15 protein-coding genes are annotated in these 17,953 nt (G+C 38.0%); 14 read left to right on the plus strand and 1 reads right to left on the minus strand.

Going from position 1 to position 17,953, the window contains the following annotated elements; genetic code table 11:
- Positions 1–5: 5 nt before the first annotated feature.
- The gene (lpdA, locus tag ACYVRS_RS09825; protein ID WP_054116778.1) at positions 6–1,412 is read left to right on the plus strand and encodes a dihydrolipoyl dehydrogenase; all 1,407 of its coding nucleotides are present in this window, start codon (positions 6–8) and stop codon (positions 1,410–1,412) included.
- A 116-nt stretch (positions 1,413–1,528) separates the two neighbouring features.
- Here lpdA and ACYVRS_RS09830 read toward each other — a convergent pair whose 3' ends face one another.
- The gene (locus ACYVRS_RS09830; protein ID WP_461203260.1) at positions 1,529–2,596 is read right to left on the minus strand and encodes a PTS sugar transporter subunit IIC; all 1,068 of its coding nucleotides are present in this window, start codon (positions 2,594–2,596) and stop codon (positions 1,529–1,531) included.
- Between the two features lie 322 nt (positions 2,597–2,918).
- Between ACYVRS_RS09830 and ACYVRS_RS09835 the strand changes: the two genes are divergently transcribed.
- From ACYVRS_RS09835 to ACYVRS_RS09895, 13 genes are all read left to right on the plus strand, one after another.
- Complete coding sequence (locus ACYVRS_RS09835) at positions 2,919–4,193, plus strand: O-acetylhomoserine aminocarboxypropyltransferase/cysteine synthase family protein (protein WP_461203261.1); 1,275 nt, start codon at positions 2,919–2,921, stop codon at positions 4,191–4,193.
- Positions 4,194–4,366: 173 nt separating this feature from the next.
- Positions 4,367–5,545, plus strand: a complete 1,179-nt coding sequence (locus ACYVRS_RS09840) for an MFS transporter (RefSeq protein WP_461203262.1) — start codon at positions 4,367–4,369, stop codon at positions 5,543–5,545.
- 564 nt (positions 5,546–6,109) lie between these two features.
- Positions 6,110–6,334: a hypothetical protein gene (locus ACYVRS_RS09845; protein WP_461203263.1), complete on the plus strand. Its 225-nt coding sequence runs from the start codon at positions 6,110–6,112 to the stop codon at positions 6,332–6,334.
- Between the two features lie 139 nt (positions 6,335–6,473).
- Positions 6,474–7,067, plus strand: coding sequence for a hypothetical protein (locus ACYVRS_RS09850; protein ID WP_461203264.1), 594 nt, complete (start codon positions 6,474–6,476; stop codon positions 7,065–7,067).
- Positions 7,060–7,734 carry an ABC transporter ATP-binding protein gene (locus tag ACYVRS_RS09855; protein WP_461203265.1) on the plus strand — a complete coding sequence of 225 codons (675 nt, stop codon included), beginning with the start codon at positions 7,060–7,062 and terminating at the stop codon, positions 7,732–7,734. The genes ACYVRS_RS09850 and ACYVRS_RS09855 overlap by 8 nt, the downstream gene beginning before the upstream one ends.
- Before the next feature lie 730 nt (positions 7,735–8,464).
- Positions 8,465–12,037 carry an immunoglobulin-like domain-containing protein gene (locus tag ACYVRS_RS09860; RefSeq protein WP_461203266.1) on the plus strand — a complete coding sequence of 1,191 codons (3,573 nt, stop codon included), beginning with the start codon at positions 8,465–8,467 and terminating at the stop codon, positions 12,035–12,037.
- A gap of 110 nt (positions 12,038–12,147) precedes the next feature.
- Positions 12,148–12,642 (plus strand): hypothetical protein, encoded by a 495-nt coding sequence (locus tag ACYVRS_RS09865; protein ID WP_313537810.1) that lies wholly within the window; start codon positions 12,148–12,150, stop codon positions 12,640–12,642.
- Positions 12,639–13,907, plus strand: coding sequence for a nucleotide sugar dehydrogenase (locus ACYVRS_RS09870; protein WP_313537812.1), 1,269 nt, complete (start codon positions 12,639–12,641; stop codon positions 13,905–13,907). The genes ACYVRS_RS09865 and ACYVRS_RS09870 overlap by 4 nt, the downstream gene beginning before the upstream one ends.
- Before the next feature lie 22 nt (positions 13,908–13,929).
- Entirely contained in the window at positions 13,930–14,664 is a 735-nt protein-coding gene (locus ACYVRS_RS09875) for a YveK family protein (protein ID WP_313537814.1), read from the plus strand.
- Positions 14,665–14,670: 6 nt separating this feature from the next.
- Positions 14,671–15,303 (plus strand): CpsD/CapB family tyrosine-protein kinase, encoded by a 633-nt coding sequence (locus tag ACYVRS_RS09880; protein ID WP_313537816.1) that lies wholly within the window; start codon positions 14,671–14,673, stop codon positions 15,301–15,303.
- Positions 15,304–15,349: 46 nt separating this feature from the next.
- Positions 15,350–15,955, plus strand: a complete 606-nt coding sequence (locus tag ACYVRS_RS09885) for a sugar transferase (protein WP_313537879.1) — start codon at positions 15,350–15,352, stop codon at positions 15,953–15,955.
- On the plus strand, positions 15,955–16,704 hold the full coding sequence (locus tag ACYVRS_RS09890; RefSeq protein ID WP_313537818.1) for a WecB/TagA/CpsF family glycosyltransferase: 750 nt from the start codon (positions 15,955–15,957) through the stop codon (positions 16,702–16,704). Before ACYVRS_RS09885 ends, ACYVRS_RS09890 begins: the two co-directional genes overlap by 1 nt.
- Positions 16,694–17,947, plus strand: a complete 1,254-nt coding sequence (locus ACYVRS_RS09895) for an O-antigen ligase family protein (protein WP_461203267.1) — start codon at positions 16,694–16,696, stop codon at positions 17,945–17,947. Before ACYVRS_RS09890 ends, ACYVRS_RS09895 begins: the two co-directional genes overlap by 11 nt.
- The last annotated feature ends 6 nt before the right edge of the window (positions 17,948–17,953 follow it).

The following is a 17,953-nucleotide window of genomic DNA, read 5'->3' on the forward strand; positions in this document are numbered from 1 at the left end:
TACAAATGGTAGTAGGAGATTTTGCTGTTGAATTAGATACAGTTGTAATCGGTGCGGGACCTGGCGGCTATGTAGCTGCCATCCGCGCTGCTGAAATGGGCCAAAAAGTGGCAATCATTGAAAGAGAATATATTGGCGGCGTTTGTTTGAATGTCGGTTGTATTCCTTCAAAAGCGTTGATTGCTGCTGGTCATCATTACCAAGAATCGTTAGATTCAACCATGTTTGGTGTAAACACTGAGAATGTCACTTTAGATTTCACCAAAACACAAGAATGGAAAGACAACAAAGTTGTGAAAACATTGACGACTGGCGTTGGTTTTCTATTGAAAAAACATAAAGTTGAAAGCATTGAAGGAGAAGCATTCTTCGTTGATGACCATACATTACGTGTCATCCATCCTGATTCAGCTCAAACGTATTCTTTCAACAATGCAATCATCGCGACTGGTTCTCGTCCAATCGAAATCAAAGGCTTTAAATTTGGCGGCCGTGTGATCGATTCGACTGGCGGACTGGCACTAAAAGAAGTACCGAAGAAATTAGTGGTCATCGGTGGCGGTGTGATCGGTTCTGAACTAGGTGCCGCATATGCGAACTTAGGTGCTGAAGTAACGATCCTTGAAGGTTCTCCTCAAATTTTACCTACGTATGAAAAAGACATGGTAAAATTGGTTGAAGAAGACTTTGCCAAAAAAGGCGTGACAGTTGTAACGAATGCAATGGCGAAAGAAGCTGTTGACAATGGTGACAGTGTCACTGTTAAATATGCGGTTGATGGCAAAGAAGAAGAAGTGACTGCAGATTATGTGATGGTGACTGTTGGTCGTCGTCCAAATACGGATGACATGGGCTTAGAGCAAGCTGGTGTTGAAGTAGGCGAACGCGGATTGATCAATGTTGACAAACAAGGTCGCACAAATGTAGCAAATATTTATGCAATCGGCGATATCGTTCCTGGTGCAGCGCTTGCCCATAAAGCAAGCTACGAAGCAAAAATTGCTGCTGAAGCAATTTCTGGCAAAAAAGTAGCTGTTGATTATAAAGCAATGCCTGCCGTTGCCTTTACAGATCCCGAATTGGCTTCTGTCGGCATGACGATCAAAGATGCAAAAGATGCTGGAATCGAAGCAAAAGCCTTCAAATTCCCATTCTCTGGAAATGGTCGTGCCTTATCATTAGGCAAAACAGAAGGATTTATCCGTCTTGTAACGACTGTTGAAGACAATGTGATCATCGGCGCACAAATCGCAGGCTTAGGCGCAAGCGACATGGTATCAGAATTGGCTCTAGCTATTGAATCTGGTATGAACGCAGAAGATATCGCATTAACGATCCATCCACATCCATCATTGGGTGAAATCACGATGGACGCAGCAGAATTGGCATTAGGTATGCCAATCCATATCTAATCGCGTTCGACCCGTTGACTGAAAAGTCAGCGGGTTTTTTTGTATTTTAAAACGGTGCTGCCCACAAGAGCAGCACCGTTTAGATGATCTTAAACAGGTTGATTGAATTGCTGAACCTACTGCAATTCGATCGTCAAGCTACCTTTGGTTGCTTTCCCTAATGCCAACATAACTCGGTAAAAGACATAAGTTAATGTTCCAGACAGCAAAACACCAATCAGACAATAGACAATGAAGCCAGAACGATCTGTTGCAAATAAATTCAGAGGCGCAATCAGTGAGTTCAATCCTAAACCTGCCAATTCATAGCTGGTAGAAAAATGAAAGACGGTCGTAGCCAGTGGGGCGCAAATTGCTGCCGATAGGAAAGGCGGGATCACCATTTGTGGATTTTTGGTCAAATTGGCAAATTGGACCTTCGGTGTGATCAATCCTTGTGCTATATTGGCCCCCAAATTGTTTTCTTGAAACGACATTACCGTAAAGCCTACAAATTGTGCAGTACAGCCAATCAACGCTGCGGCAGAGGACACTGGATCCAATTGTAAGGCAATCGCCAATGCTACAGAGGAAGCAGGGGTCATGAGCAAGGTGCTCCAGGCCACAGCAATCACGATTGAGCCGATGATAGGGGAAATCGTGATCGATTGTGCCATAAAGCCGCTAATGGCCAATAGCATCGGTGTTGTGACATAGGCAAAGCCGACACCTGCTAATCCGCCAAAAAACAAACTGCCCAGAGGAACCAGAATCATATCCAATGGGGTTTTGCCTGTCAGCCATTTACCAATCAACGCAGCCACAAGTCCGGCCATTACCGCACTGATCGGTTGACCACCAGTCAATACGACGGCACCGACGCCTTGTGAAGCGCTGATCCCAGTCATGGTGGTTGCATCAACTGCGGCTTGGGTAAAATACAGGCCATCAGAGGCAATGGCAGCAGCGATCATAGAAGTGAATATCACTAATGTATTTGTTTTTAATTGATAAGCGATCCCTGCACCAAAAGCGGGAGCTAAGAGTAATTTTGAGATTGTTCCTATCGTACCGATCGTAGCAAGCCCAGTTAATTGACCAATCGTTTCTAATAATAGACCAACCCCTAATGCAACCAGTACGGCATTCGAAACACCTAAAGATACTTTGTAGACATATTCTTTCACTGAAATCTTTTCTTCCATATCGGACAAAACTTCCTTTCAATAACTAAATTGTGTGAAATTTTAGATTTTTCAAATTATAACAATTAGCGTTGCGTCTGTCAATTGAAAATAAACGGTTTCATGTGAATAAAAAAACAAATTTCAAGTAAATTAATATGTTAGCGCTCTATTTTTAGCGATAGGTTTTTCTCATAGATACCGGTATATTTTTAGAGATGGATCTAGTGGTGATCAGGAATCATGATCACCGTAGAATAGGTCGATAATTGACAGAAAAATCTGACAGTGTTACGCTTCAGCTACTATTTGACCAACATAAAGATTTACAGGAGGAATGATGATGACAGAACACTTTGAAACCATCCAATTACATGGTGGACAACAGCCAGACAGTGCAACTGGCAGTCGTGCCGTACCAATTTATCAAACCACATCTTACGTGTTTGATGATGCAGATCAAGCAGCAGCACGTTTCAGTCTGAGTGAAGCAGGGAACATCTATACACGAATCACCAACCCCACAACAGCGGTGTTAGAGGAGCGGTTGGCGCTTTTAGAAGGTGGGATCGGCGCCCTGGCGACTGCCTCTGGCTCAGCAGCAATCACCTATGCCATTCAAAATATTGCTAAAGCGGGGGACCATATTGTCTCAGCAGCAACGATTTATGGGGGTACGTATCATTTATTTGCCCACACTCTGCCCGATTTTGGTATCACGACTAGTTTTGTTGATAGTGAAGATCTTTCGGCCCTCAAAGCAGCCATCCAGGAGAATACCAAAGCTGTTTTTTTGGAATCTTTGGGGAATCCTGATATTGATATCGCAGACTTTGACGAAATTACTGCGATTGCGCATGAAGCAGGGATTCCAGTGATCGTGGACAACACCTTTGCTACCCCTTATTTGTTTCGGCCCTTTGAACACGGCGCAGATATTGTCGTTTATTCAACCACGAAGTTTATTGGCGGTCATGGTGTAGCGCTAGGTGGGGCTATCATCGATAGTGGGAACTTTGATTGGACCAATGGCAAATTTCCCAGATTAGTTGAACTAGATGACAGCTATCACGGCATTTCTTGGACTGATGCAGTTGGAGCAGCTGCTTATATCACTCGGGCACGGACGATTTTGTTAAGGGATACAGGTGCGGCCATCTCGCCCTTCAATGCCTGGGCCTTGTTGTTAGGGATCGAAACACTTTCCTTGCGGATGGAGCGCCATGTAGCGAATGCCCAAGCTGTCGCTGCCTTTTTAGAAGCGCAACCGCAAGTATCTTGGGTCCATTATCCAACGCTGCCAAGCAGCAATTATTTTGCGCGGGCACAACAATATTTTCCTAAAGGAACCAGTGCGGTCTTTTCATTTGGCTTAAAAGCAGGTAGTGCTGCCAGCAAGAAGTTTTGCAGTGATACACAGCTATTTTCGTTGTTGGCCAACGTTGGGGACGCCAAGTCTTTGATCATCCATCCCGCATCAACGACACATTCACAATTAAGCGCGTCGGAATTACTTGCCGCAAATATTCGCCCAGAAACGATTAGGCTCTCCGTGGGGCTCGAACATATCGATGATTTGATTGCTGATTTGGCCCAAGCTTTGGCGCACGTGGAGTAGCTGGGTGGTGCAAACGAATCGGGTGTTGCAAGAAGCAAACCATGTGTTGTGGTTTGCTTTTTTCATGCTAAAAGCAGGGGAGGTCGGTTCAGAGGGCATGATTGGATCATAGCGGAAAGGATGGTTATATGATATAGTTATCACGACTAAATATCTGTTAAGGCGGTAAATGTATGCGTACACATGCAAAAGGTTCATTGCGTTTTTTTTATACCAGTATCCAGTGTCTGTATTGGATGATGTTCTGTTCTATTTATGGTTTTGCTACACTGTTTTTGATCGACTTTGGGATCGATCCAGCCAAAATCGGCGGCATGTTGGCATTGATCAATATTCTTTCTGCAATTTTGCAGCCAATGATCAGTCAAGTGATCGTCAAAAAGTTCCGTTGGTCTTTGGTGCAAGTCTTGAAAGTGATGACTGGCCTGATGCTGCTTATACTGGGGCTAGGTGTAGTGATTCCTGCTTTGGCGATCAGCAGCTATCTGATTGGCGGCATCTTATTGGTGTCTATGCAATCTTTTGTCAATGCGTTGGCGTTCGCCTACATCAACACCGGGGCCTCTTTGAATTTTGGTTTTTCAAGAGCTGGTGGTTCTTTGGGGTATGCAGCAACTTCATTTGTGATTGGCCAACTATTGGCTAGTTATTCTGCAGAGATATTGCCATTGATCACGATTGTTGAAGGGGTGCTTTTCTTTGGCATTTTGGCACTGATGCCGGCATTAGCAGAAGACCCGCACACCATACCAACAGAAGTCAGCCAGCATTCACAGCATCTGCTGAAGAAATATCCTTTCTTACTCTTTTTATTCATTGGCTTTAGTTTTTTGTTTAGTTTCCATACCATGATCAATAGTTTCTTGGCACAAATATTTGGTCATATTGGTGGCGGCAGCAAAGAAGTTGGCATAGCTTTGATGATCGCAGGTTTATGTGAATTGCCAGGCATGATGTTGTTCGAAAGGCTGGTCAAACGAAAAAATAGTCAGTTTTGGCTGTTTTTCTCAAGCGTTGCCTTTGGGTTGCGCGGCTTGCTGATGTTGTTGGCTGGTTCGATCCTTTTCATGGAATTGACCCATTTGATGCAAGGGTTAAGTTTCGCCTTATTTATTCCGGCATCAGCTTACTTATTCAATCAAGTATTGGCGAACGAAGACCGTGTCTTTGGCCAAACCTTGATTATCATTGCCACAACTATTGGTGGTGTGCTGGGAAATATTTTAGGCGGCTTTTTGGTACAAGCATTTGGTGTTTGGATCATGCTTGTCTGTGGAACGATCTTTGCGATGATAGGGGCTGTTCTCGTCTATTTCGGTCTGTTGAAGCTGCCGATGAAAGTTGGAAATTAAACATTTTCCAACTTTTTTTTGTAGTATGAATTAACTGGCAATAAAAGATACAACAAATCTGATTCGTCTGGTATTTATTTTCATACAATTTTTTAGCGGCACTCTACTTTGTTGAATACTGTTTGCGCTCCTCATTTTTGACGGTATCTAACAGAAGAGCTAATTATTGTTGATTATGATTTAGTCATTTTAGATTTGTTTGAAAATAAGCACAATGAATTTCGTTTATGAAATGATAGATAATGATTTTTATTTTTTCAAAATTCTGACAGTTCCCTTGTTGTTTTTATTCTTTTTGATAAAATATGAAGCGATGGAAGATAGGGTTTCTGGTTTTGTTTTTTGATTTATTTGTTACGAGTACAGTTTTTGCCTCACAATATTACAATAGCAATAAGACTGCCGGGGTAAAAATGAAGAGAAAATCCAGTTATATTATAAAGGAACTGCTTGAGATTCCTTAAATCCTGTTGCCGCAAAAACTATTTGGTATGATAGTTTTAGAAATACAAGCGTAATTTTGTGAAAAATTGCGCTTTTTATCTATGTAAATAAGGGAGAAAGATGAATAAATTTCAAGTATTAAATATTGTTTTATTGAATCTGTTTACGGTCACGCTTATTGCTATATTTGTTTTAATAAATGAAAAAGGGGAACTATTATTAACTATTATTATCTTAATTACAGTAAATAGCAGTATTTCTTCTTTAGTAATATTAGCAAATAAAAAAGTACTGCAGGTTAGATATTTAGTTGGCATGTCAAGAAAAGAAATAACCTGTCATTAATAGATTAAAGCGTTTATCTGATAATAATGTCTATCTGCTCAATTATATTCCTGAAGCTGACAGGGATGGCGCTATTACTGATTTAGGAGATTGGGAAAGAGCAGATATCGCATCCTTTTTACTTACATTTCAGCACTATTTGTATGTCGGCAAAGAACACTATCTTAATGGAGATGATAATTTTAATCTCATCGCAACTATAAATTCTTCCGATATTGAGCGCAATGTTATTGACAAGTATGTAGACATTGCGTTTAAGAATGATTTGATTTTATTAGAATCTAGTTTGGAAATTATTACTAGGTTTGAGGCGGAAGCGGGTTCATTGAGAGGAGATTTATCTTTACAATCAATATCCGAAAGGCATAGAAACGAATTTACTTATTATTTCGGTAACTTTTTGTTTGGCTTAAGCGTCTCTATGATACTATTGGCTTTTGGCTTGTTTAGTGTTTATTTGATCATTATTTCAAGCTTAGAAATTTTTACTCAAGAAATAAAACTGTTAAGGATTATCGGACTTAAACATTCAAAAATAAGAAAAAATTTTGAATGTTTATTTGCTATACCTATTATTTTATCTGCTATTGTATTTTTATTTTTTATTCAAAATACTGGATTTAAGCTTATCATAGAAGATTACCTATATTTGACTTTACTGAATGTGATTATTTGTTTTTGTTCAAAATATATAATAGATAGAAGATTGGTAAAGGGGTTAAAAAATGATTAGATTAGAGGGAGTGACAAAATCCTATAATAAAAAGAATATATTGACCAATGCTAATTTTCTTGCAAAAGAAGGGGAAATTACGCTATTGACAGGAAAATCTGGTTCTGGTAAGTCGACTTTATTAAATATAATTTCCGGTATTCAAGTTTATGATTCTGGTAACTATTTTGTCAATAAAGTAAAGCTTGATGTGGATGATGATCGATATATGAGCCAATTTAGAAATGCGAAGATAGGTTATATTGTTCAGGATTACGCTTTGATTGAAGATTATTCAGTCCTAGAGAATATCTTATTACCTTCAATGTACAACAAGAAGTTTGAAAAAAAAGATATTCAGGATAAAGCAAATGTACTAGCAAAAGATTTTGGGTTATTCGATAGTATAGATAAGAAGGTTAAACACATTTCCGGTGGTCAAAAACAAAGAACTGCGATTGCACGTAGCTTGATCTTAGATCCAGCGATTATTCTTGCAGATGAACCGACAACTAATTTGGATGAAGAAAATTTTCTGTTGATTATTGAGCTATTTGAGGCACTAAAAAGAGCAAAAAAATTAATTATTATCGCTACACATGATGATAGGATAAAATCAATTGCAAATAAAATTTATAGAATAGATGGTACCATACTAAACAAGAATCTTGATTATCGTATGCTATGAAAAATATGCATTGATTACTCGTGACTTTGTCATATCAAAAAAACCGCTGAATTCAGCGGTTTTTTTCTGTTTATTGTTTAAATTCTTGTGTGTAGGTTCTGCGTTCTTTTCTTAGTGACGAGAAATGATTCCTCCAGCGAGTTTCATTATATTCACTTAATGGTGAATATTCTGATTTTAGAAATCAAATCAAATAGTGTACTTTTATTTAAGTTACAAAAGCACATGACTGTGTGATGTTGACAATTTTATTTGATAAAATCCCGTTCTTATGAAAAGTACATCGGTGTTAGTTGTAATGATTAAGCTTGTTTATATGAAATTATAAGATGATGAAAAATAACAACGGGATTGGATAGAAAAGGAGAGAATTAAATAGCAAATCAAAGGAATGGCACATATAGGTTCCACCTAAAATTTTTGTAGTATGTTAGCTAACAATTAAAACAATCGCTCGCAAGTTGTTCTATTTCATGTTCATCCTGATTCAGCATTCATTATAACTAATAATTAAGCAGGGTGATAAATTGAATGAATAATTTTATGATTGATTTTTTTTGCAGGTGTACATAACAATTATTGCTAATGGCTAATTTTAGTGGAAATAGAAATTGAAAAAAGTTCATTTATTTATATTAAATGGATTCATTAATACGGAAGATACAATTATATACAATTTTAAAAGGCAACAAATGAAAATGACGAATAGATGTAGAAAGGGTTAAATAATATGCCACGTATGACTAGAAAGAAAATGATGACCTTAGGAATCACTGTTTTAACATTACAATCTTCTCTTTTGCCTGCAGGTATGGTTTATGCAGAAACGAAAGAAGCACAAAATGAACATCAGGAGTATGGAGCAAATCATTTTGAACAAAATAACGAGCAATTTTTAGCTAATCAACAGACTAATATCCTAGAGTATACAGAAACAAGAAATACAAGTGCTGTGCCTATTAAAGACTATGAAGGCACAGCATTTATGAATAATGGGAATCTATCTGAAAAAGCGTTAGATATGATTGGCTCATCAGGTGCGATACCGGTTAAAGTAACTGAGAAGACACAGTTGTTTCATAATGGTGTAGTTAAACCTGATAACACCAATCTTTTTGCTATTCATGAAGCTTTGGGTCATTTTGAAAGAGATAATGAAATAATTTATACACATATAGGTATGTACCGAGGGGAGCCAGTTGAAGCCAAAATAAACCTCATCGATGCAGAATCACCAAATGGATCGGGAATTATATCTTTCATGCTAGAAGGAAATCAGGCGTCAATTTCTACTTTCCGCATGACTATGTATAACCTCGAATATGAGTTTAGATTGATGGATACAAAGGAAGTAATTTCCAATAATATAATTTTTGGGAGCAGTCCTATAACCAATTTAGGTATGGAACACCTTCACAAAGGTCTAAAATATGAATTCTCAACTAATAATTTACGTGGTCTAATAATTGATGAAGTATATAGAGGAGTAGGCCAAATTTCCAAATTGGATAATGTAATAAGCGTAAGTCATGGCTCTTCCGAAGAACTACTTCAGTTTCAAGGGGCAGATATGAATGAAGCAACAGTTTTTAATGTCTTAGAAACAGGAAGTTTTAACAAGAAGGTTAGTATGGGTGATATGGAACTAGTTGCTACTAATTCGAGAATGAGTATTCTAGATTGGCCAGGTGATAATTCAATAATAGGAAAAAGTATACTAGAAACAACAATCTCTAATTTGAATACAGATTCTATAAAAGTAACAGGGACAGCGGAACCCAATGCGAATATGATTATTAAAGCTGGGGAATCAATTATTGCTGAAGGGAAAGTTGAAAGTGATGGCACATATTCTTTCGATATTGAAAATCAGTCAGCAGGAACCAAAGTGACAGCCCAAGCCTCAATTGATGGTGTTTATTCAAATGTTGCAGAAACTGTTGTAATTAGAGAAAGAATCAACGAGACTACAATTTCTGATATGAATACTGATTCTACAAAAGTAACAGGAACAGCGGAACCCAATGCCAATATTACGATTAAGGCTGGAAATAATGTGATTGCAGAAGGCACAGTTGGAAGTAATGGTGCGTATTCACTTTCAGTTGAAAAACAATCTGTAGGAACTAAAGTAACAGCTCAAGCGACAATTGATGGAATTTCGTCAAATATAGCTGAAACAACAGTTATTAGAGCAAGAATCGACGAAACAACGATTTCTGAATTAAATACAGATTCTATAAGAGTAGAAGGTAAAGCAGAGCGAAATGCAAATATTGTAATCAAAGCAGGAGAAGAAACGATTGCCAGTGGACGAGTTGGCAGCGATGGTCGTTATGCATTGTCTATTCCGAAGCAGCAGGCAGGCACAGTAATTACAGCGCAAGCAAGCCTTAATGATATTTCGTCAAATATAGCTGAAACAACAGTTGTCAGAGCTGGAATCGATGAAACAACGATTTCTGAATTAGATACAGATTCAACACAAGTAAAAGGAACAGCAGAGCCTAATTCAACTATTGTGATCAAAGCAGGAGAAACAACGATTGCTAGTGGACGGGTTGGGAGTGACGGTATTTACTCACTAACTATACCAAAACAACAAGTAGGTACAGTGATTACAGCGCAAGCAACCCTTAATGGTATCTCTTCAAACGTCGCTGAAACTATAGTTGTCAGAACGGGAATTGATGAAACAACGATTTCAGATTTAAATACTGATTCAACAAGTGTGACTGGGTCTGCCGAAGCAAATGCAACAATTGTCATTAAAACAGGAGATGTGATTATTGCAAATGGTCGGGTTGGAAGTGATGGCATTTATTCATTAACCATTCCAAAGCAGCAAGCAGGTACAATCATTACTGCACAAGCAACCCTCAACGGCGTAGAGTCAAATATTGCAGAGACTACAGTCGTAAGAGCAACTATTGATGAAACAACATTGAATGAAGTGAAAAATACGTCAACAAGTGTGAGTGGAACCGCAGAACCAGGTGCACAAGTGCGAGTAATTATTGGGCATTCTGACACGAAGCAAACAACAGTCGACAATGATGGCAGATTTGAAGTACGAATTGATCCTCAAGCTACAGGAACAGTGATTACAGCGCAAGCAAGTATGGACAGCCTAGAGTCAAATATTGCATCAACTGTAGTCATTACTGATCCAGAAAGTACGGAAGGAACGATTACACCAGGACAATATAATATTTCCTCAGGCGATCAATTTATTAGAGGAACATACACTGGAGATGTGGATTCTGCGCGTGTATATGTCAATGGGACCTCGGTTCGTGGTGGGACTTTTGAAGATGGAAAATTTGAATTTTTCATTGGCAGTCGTATCCAATCGGTGGATGATGTTGTAGAAATCGAAGCATTGGATCCTTTCATCAAAGTGATTGATCGAAAAACTGTTGATTTGACAAGAGATTTAGCAGGTGCGATTGCGCCTAATGAATTTCGTGTTGGTGACACAATGATTACTGGAACTTTCACGGGCGATGTGAATTTTGCCCGTCTAATTCTCAATGGTAACTTGACAAGTTCATGGGGAGGTACTTTTACTCCAGATGGTAATTTTTCATTCTACGCAGCTAACCTAGGCATTAAAACTGGAGATCAAGTAGAAATCCAAGCAATGAATCGCCAAGTAAATGGGAATAGTGAAGTCATCGAGATTTTAGAAACAAAAGAAGTTCCTGTCACAGATAACGTACAAAGCACAATCGCTACAAATAAATATAGCTACTTACATTCTTCAATTACGGGTACTTTTACTGGCAATATCAATTTTGCAAACTTGGTCATTGACGGCCAATCAGTTGCGAATTGGGGTGGAACCTTCAATGATGCAACAGGTAATTTCGACTTCTTTGTTCATGCGCAATTTAGAGAACAAATCAGAAATGCCTCGAAAGTTCAACTGCAAACCTTCCACCGTGAAACAATCAATGGGCAAACGATCGATCATAAACTGATTTTACAACCAGTCGAAATGGTTGATGTCCAAAGTGAAATTCAACCTGCTGTCTTTAAGATGACAGACAATGAAATCACTGGGACTTATACAGGTGATATCAATTTTGCCAACTTAATTATTGATGGTACATCTATTTCATGGGGAGGTTTATTCGATCCAACGACACAAACTTTTTCTTACTTTGTGAACGAGGCAACGCGTAATCTGATGCGTGAAGCTAATAAAGTTGAAATTGTTGCATATCATCGTGGTGTTGTTAGCGGAAATCCAATAGACACACCATTGAATCGCAACGTGATCGAGATTGAAAATGATTAGATAATCTAAGACTTTAAGACTATAAATGGAATAAAGCATAAGAAATTGAAGAGATCCTTGTTTCTTGTATCTAACAAGGATCTCTTTAAATATAGGAGGAGAATGCATACATGCGCATAAATAAAAGAGTACTGACATTGCTGAGTATAACGGCAATAAGTATTGGATTGGCTGCTTGTACAGATGACTCACAGACAAAAACTGACGCTACACAAGTAAACGAGACAAGCGACCAATATCTGATTCAAGAAGAAGCGAAGCCTCAGACCATCGTTGGCGGCTTGAAAATGACAATCGATAAACAAGAAATCAATCAAAAGATAACGGAAGATGGCGATTACAGCTTACATACATTTACAATTACAGCCGAGAACATGGGATCCGTACCAGCTGGATTAGGATCGATTGACTTTCTTTTAGAAACACAAGCAGGTGATGTGATTGAGCTGGATCATACAATGGCGATGTTTGGCAATGAGATTGCTGTAGGAGAAAGTATCACAGGAAATGTTTCCTTTGCGTTAGAAGAAAATCAAAAAGCAGAAAAGCTGATCTATCAACCGGGTGAAGAACAGCTAACAGAATGGGATGTTCAAAGCGAATGAAAATAAATGTAATTGGCTTAGGATATATCGGATTGCCCACAGCACTTACCTTTGCAAACCATGGTGTGGATGTAGTAGGTGTCGATATATCACAAGAAATGGTGCTTTCATTGCAACAAGGCAAGGCGCCAATTGAGGAACCAAAAATTGATGAGAACTTAAACCGCGCAATTGAATCAAAAAAATTCAAAGCACAGAGACACCCCGAGAAAGGTGATGTCTTTATCATTGCTGTACCAACACCGAATATTCCAGATCAGCTTGGGACCTGTGATTTATCTTATGTAAATACAGCGTTGAAATCGATTCTTCCTTATCTTGAAAAAGGCAACACTGTTATCGTTGAGTCTACTATTCAGCCTCGGACGATGCAGGATGTCATTGCCCCTACTTTAGAATCGAATGGATTTACAATTGGGAAAGATTTATATGTGCTGCATTGCCCTGAACGCGTTCTGCCAGGAAATATATTCGAAGAGCTGATCATGAATAATCGAATTATCGGTGGCATGACTGATAATTGTACACAAGAAGGAAAACGGATATATCAAACTTTTGTTAAAGGAAAGATGTTAGAAACATCGGCCGGAAGTGCTGAATTATCAAAGTTGATGGAAAATACGTATCGTGATTTAAACATTGCTTTGGCTAACGAGCTGGTTCAGGTTTGTGATCGTTTAGAGCTTGATGCACTAAAAGTCATTGAATTAGCAAATCAGCATCCCCGCGTCAATATTCATCAGCCAGGCCCTGGCGTAGGCGGTCATTGCTTAGCGGTGGATCCGTACTTTGTCGTTGCAGCGGCTCCTGAAGAAGCTAAATTGATTCAACTAGGTCGGATGATCAACACAGAAATGCCAGAATTTATTATGAATAAAGTTGAAGAAATCCTCTCGATCCATGGAGGCAAAAAAATTACCATTCTTGGTCTGGCCTATAAAGGGAATATTGATGATGCCCGAGAAAGTCCGGCTATTGAGATAGTAAGGAGGCTGAAACATAAGAATCAATTTGACATTGTTACTTATGATCCGTATGTAACAACGGCTGATACAAGCGACTTAGATGAGGCATTAATAAATAGTGATTTGGCCCTAGTACTTTGTGATCATGATGAATTTAAAGGACTTTCCTCAAGCTCAGTACAAAATATGAAGCAGAAAATTATTTTTGATACTAAAAATATCGTTACAGAAAAAGCAAGTTTTGAAGTTGCATACTCACTAGGCTACTTGCCAAAATCACGATCGCCAATGACACGATGAACTTTTTTTGAAAGGAAAATTGATGAATAAAGAAATAAATCTAAAAAAGGTAAAACAAGTGATCAAGCAAAAGATTGCCTATATTATTTTGATTATTGTTGTTCCTTTAGTATGTATGGTGGTATATTTAACATTTTTTGTTGAGCCTACTTTTCAAAAAAGTGCACAACTTTTGGTTAGTCAATCAGAAAGTGCATCTGGGAACCGATTAGAAAATCAAATGATACAAGCAGATCTGCAGTTAGTTAGTACTTACAGCGCTATTATTATGAGTCCGCGCATTCTAAACGAAGTATCCGATGCTTTAGATCAAGCATATGATCTTACAGAGTTGACAGATATTATCAGTGTATCAAATGCGTCGAACTCACAGATTATAGAAATCAAGGCATTTCATCAAAGTCCTGCTATCGCAGCAGAAATCGTTAATACAACTGCACATATATTTAGTGAAGAAATACCGCAAATTATGAATATTGATAATGTCACAATTTTAGCAGAGGGCACAGTTTTTACTAAGGAAGTGCCTGCCCGGCCCCACAAGTTGCTTTTGCTTACAATGACTTTATTACTAAGCCTACTTATGGCAGTCACTTTTATATTCATTTTAGTTGTTTTGGAACGTAGTTTTGCATCAAACTATGAGATTGAGGATACCTTAGGCTTGAAAATTATTGGCGAAATCAATCAAGAAAAATGGATATCATCATTCAAAACGATTCAGTCAAAAAGTATTAGAGGAAGGAAACGAGTGTGATATGTAATGAAAGAGAGTTATTCAATCATAAGTGAACAGTTTAAATTAATAAGAGAAAACATTGATTATTTAAGTAAGCAAGATGAAATAAAAACAATCGTTGTTACCTCAGGAGAAAGTGGTACTGGTAAATCGACAGTCTCTGCAAATTTAGCAGTTGCATTTGCACAACGAGGTAGTCGAACATTATTGATAGATGCAGATTTACGAAAACCGACACTTCATCATCTGTTCACCAAAGAGATTCATGTAGGATTATCAAACTATATTCGTCGTGATATCACTTTTACATCATGCATACAATCAGTAATTTTAGAAGATTGCGAATTTTCAATCATTACTAGTGGACCTATCATGCACAATCCCAACGATTTGTTCACCTCTCCCAAATTGTCTGCGGCTCTGGGTCAAATTAAAGAAAGCTATGACATCATTATTATTGATACACCACCTGTAAATATCGTATCTGATGCATTGATTCTATCAAAGAAAGTTGATGGTGTCTTATTAGTAGTTCATGCAGATAAAACAAAAAAACAGACAGCGAAAAATGCAGTTGAAAAATTACGAATGGTTCATGCAAATATGGTAGGCGTTGTGGTAAATGGTAAGAAGAATTCAGAAGGATACTATTATTAAGGAGGACGATTTTTTGGAGACGCCCCAGATTCAGTCAATCAGTGTGATGAGTTACAAACGATGGAAACGGATATTTGAATTGGTAATTAGTGCAAGCTTATTGTTACTGCTTAGTCCACTCTTGGTTGTGATAAGCATGATCATCAAGCTCGCTAATCGTCAAGCGCCTATCTTATTTAAACAAGTACGTGTTGGAAAAAATGAAAAATTGTTTGTCATGTATAAGTTTCGTACAATGGTTCCGGACGCAGACCAACAGTTGTGTCACTATTTGGATAAGAACGAAATTGAAGGTGCAATGTTTAAACTGAAGAATGACCCTCGTGTGACAGGCTTTGGACGGTTTCTTAGAAGGGCTAGCCTGGATGAATTGCCTCAGTTAATTAATGTACTAAAAGGTGATATGGCTTTAATTGGACCCCGGCCACCCTTAGTGAGGGAGGTTGCTTCCTATACGAAAAAGGAAAAAGAACGGTTAAGTATCACCCCAGGATGTACAGGATTATGGCAAGTAAGCGGTAGAAATGAGTTGAGTTTTCATGAAATGGTGTCACTCGATTTATATTATATCAATAACCTGAGCTTATTATTGGATTTGAAGATCATTTTCAAAACAATTGGTGTTGTTTTTTTGCCCAAAGGAGCTTTTTGATGAAAGATATGAAAAAAATAACATTTTTAGGAAGTTATCTACACCCTCTCACTTTCGAAGAAACGGTGCATAAAATTGAAGAAATGATAAACAAAGATATCCCATTGCAACATGTATCATTAAACGCAGGAAAAATGAATTTAATGGAAAAAGATCCCTCATTATGTTCAATCGTTAATCGTGCTGATTTGATAACAGCAGATGGACAATCTATTGTATGGGCTGCGCGATACCTGGGGCATCATGTGCCGGAGAGAGTGACCGGTATTGATCTATTTAGAGAATTAGTGAAATTGTCGGCTGAAAAGGGATGGCGTGTCTATTATCTGGGTGCTTCCAAAGAAGTCCTAGACTTAGTCACTAGACATGACAAGGAGTTATATCCGGAACTGATTATTGCAGGTTATCATCATGGTTATTTCTCGGACTCAGAATCTTTAAAGATTGCAAAGGAAATTGCTAGATCAAAACCAGATTTATTGTTTGTTGCTTTTTCAAGTCCCAAAAAAGAAATATGGCTAGATACCTTTCGCGAAGTGTTGCAAGTGCCGTTTACGATGGGAGTGGGTGGGAGTTTTGATATAGTTGCGGGAAAAACAAAACGGGCACCTGCTTGGATGCAGCGAAGTGGTTTGGAATGGTTTTATCGATTTATACAAGAGCCAATGAGGATGTTTAACCGGTACATTATTGGAAATATACGATTCGTAAAACTTGTATGGAAAGAAAAACAAAAAAATGAACTTTAAAAGAAAGATTGGTATCAGGGTATTTATGCTTTTTGTTGCGATATTTCCAGTAATCGACGTTCTAAACGGATTGTTCTTAAGTTTGAATGTGCCTATTCCAGTCGGTGTGATTTATCGGCTGCTGTTTTTTCTATTTTTAATCTTGATGATTATGAGTGAAAAAATCCCCTGTAGCTACTATACATATTTAACCTATGGCTTTGTTGTTCTTACGCTGACATTGTTTATTCTTCAAGTGATATTTTTACAATATACCTGGCGTTGGGTAATAGAAGATAGTTCAGTCTATGTAAAATATCTTTTATGGATGTTGATTCCCTATTATATTTACCAAAGGAAACAAGAAATAAGTAAACTTCACTATGATAGTTTGCTTATTATAATTAGTGTATTGTTTACGCTGGGGTTGTTGATTCCTTATTTTTTAGGACTAGGCTACCAAACTTATGACAATTCTGATGCAGGTTACAAAGGATATTTTTTTGCAAATAATGATACGAGCTTTGCGTTTATTGTCTCTATTACATTTACTCTCCAAGCGCTTCTTGTATCAGTGAAACAGCAGTCACATAGATTTTCGATGTTCTATGCAGTCCTATTTGCTGGGAATCTAATTTGTTTAGTGCTTGTTGGCACTAAAACAGGTGTTTTCTATGGGATAAGTGTTATGGGGTACTTATTGATTAGGTTAATTGTTGGTGTTGAACGCAAAGCACGCATACAACAAATGATTATTTGGTTGGTTAGTATCTCTACTGTACTCTGGATTTTTTTACAAGGACTTCCCTTGTTAATGCAGGGATTTGAGGGAACGTATCTAAGAATCGTTTATTTTTATCATCTTTTTGATGGTGATTTAGTCCGTTTGATTTCTAGTTCCAGAAGCGATTTTCTAGCAGGAGGTATGGCTGCATTTTTAAGCGATGATGCACGAAACTTTACGATTCTTTTTGGTCAAGGCTTCGAATATCGGTTGGCACACTTTGGACGTTTGGGTCTTATAGAGATGGATTTGTTTGATACGCTTTTTGGTCAAGGATTTATTGGCGTTTGTCTGTTGTGTATATCTCTTGCATATTACGGATGGTTATCCTTTCAGCCTCATAAGAGATCTGTTTATAGTTATGCCTTCATTGTTGTTCTATTTTATAGTTTCTTTGCGGGACATGTATTGTATTCAGCATTATCTTCCACACTTTTTGGACTAATCTGTGGTGGAATTATTTTGACAGAAAAGGAATGAAAATAT

The organism is Enterococcus salsurae, assembly GCF_054784955.1.

Excerpts from the sequence above, each read along its gene's own strand:
- ACYVRS_RS09855 (WP_461203265.1), top strand. The coding sequence starts at position 7,060 with ATGATTAGATTAGAGGGAGTGACAAAATCCTATAATAAAAAGAATATA.
- ACYVRS_RS09880 (WP_313537816.1), top strand. The coding sequence starts at position 14,671 with ATGAAAGAGAGTTATTCAATCATAAGTGAACAGTTTAAATTAATAAGA.
- ACYVRS_RS09875 (WP_313537814.1), top strand. The coding sequence starts at position 13,930 with ATGAATAAAGAAATAAATCTAAAAAAGGTAAAACAAGTGATCAAGCAA.
- ACYVRS_RS09840 (WP_461203262.1), top strand. The coding sequence starts at position 4,367 with ATGCGTACACATGCAAAAGGTTCATTGCGTTTTTTTTATACCAGTATC.
- ACYVRS_RS09865 (WP_313537810.1), top strand. The coding sequence starts at position 12,148 with ATGCGCATAAATAAAAGAGTACTGACATTGCTGAGTATAACGGCAATA.
- ACYVRS_RS09860 (WP_461203266.1), top strand. The coding sequence starts at position 8,465 with ATGCCACGTATGACTAGAAAGAAAATGATGACCTTAGGAATCACTGTT.
- ACYVRS_RS09830 (WP_461203260.1), bottom strand. The coding sequence starts at position 2,596 with ATGGAAGAAAAGATTTCAGTGAAAGAATATGTCTACAAAGTATCTTTA.
- ACYVRS_RS09870 (WP_313537812.1), top strand. The coding sequence starts at position 12,639 with ATGAAAATAAATGTAATTGGCTTAGGATATATCGGATTGCCCACAGCA.
- ACYVRS_RS09845 (WP_461203263.1), top strand. The coding sequence starts at position 6,110 with ATGAATAAATTTCAAGTATTAAATATTGTTTTATTGAATCTGTTTACG.
- ACYVRS_RS09895 (WP_461203267.1), top strand. The coding sequence starts at position 16,694 with ATGAACTTTAAAAGAAAGATTGGTATCAGGGTATTTATGCTTTTTGTT.
- ACYVRS_RS09835 (WP_461203261.1), top strand. The coding sequence starts at position 2,919 with ATGACAGAACACTTTGAAACCATCCAATTACATGGTGGACAACAGCCA.
- lpdA (WP_054116778.1), top strand. The coding sequence starts at position 6 with ATGGTAGTAGGAGATTTTGCTGTTGAATTAGATACAGTTGTAATCGGT.
- ACYVRS_RS09890 (WP_313537818.1), top strand. The coding sequence starts at position 15,955 with ATGAAAGATATGAAAAAAATAACATTTTTAGGAAGTTATCTACACCCT.
- ACYVRS_RS09885 (WP_313537879.1), top strand. The coding sequence starts at position 15,350 with ATGAGTTACAAACGATGGAAACGGATATTTGAATTGGTAATTAGTGCA.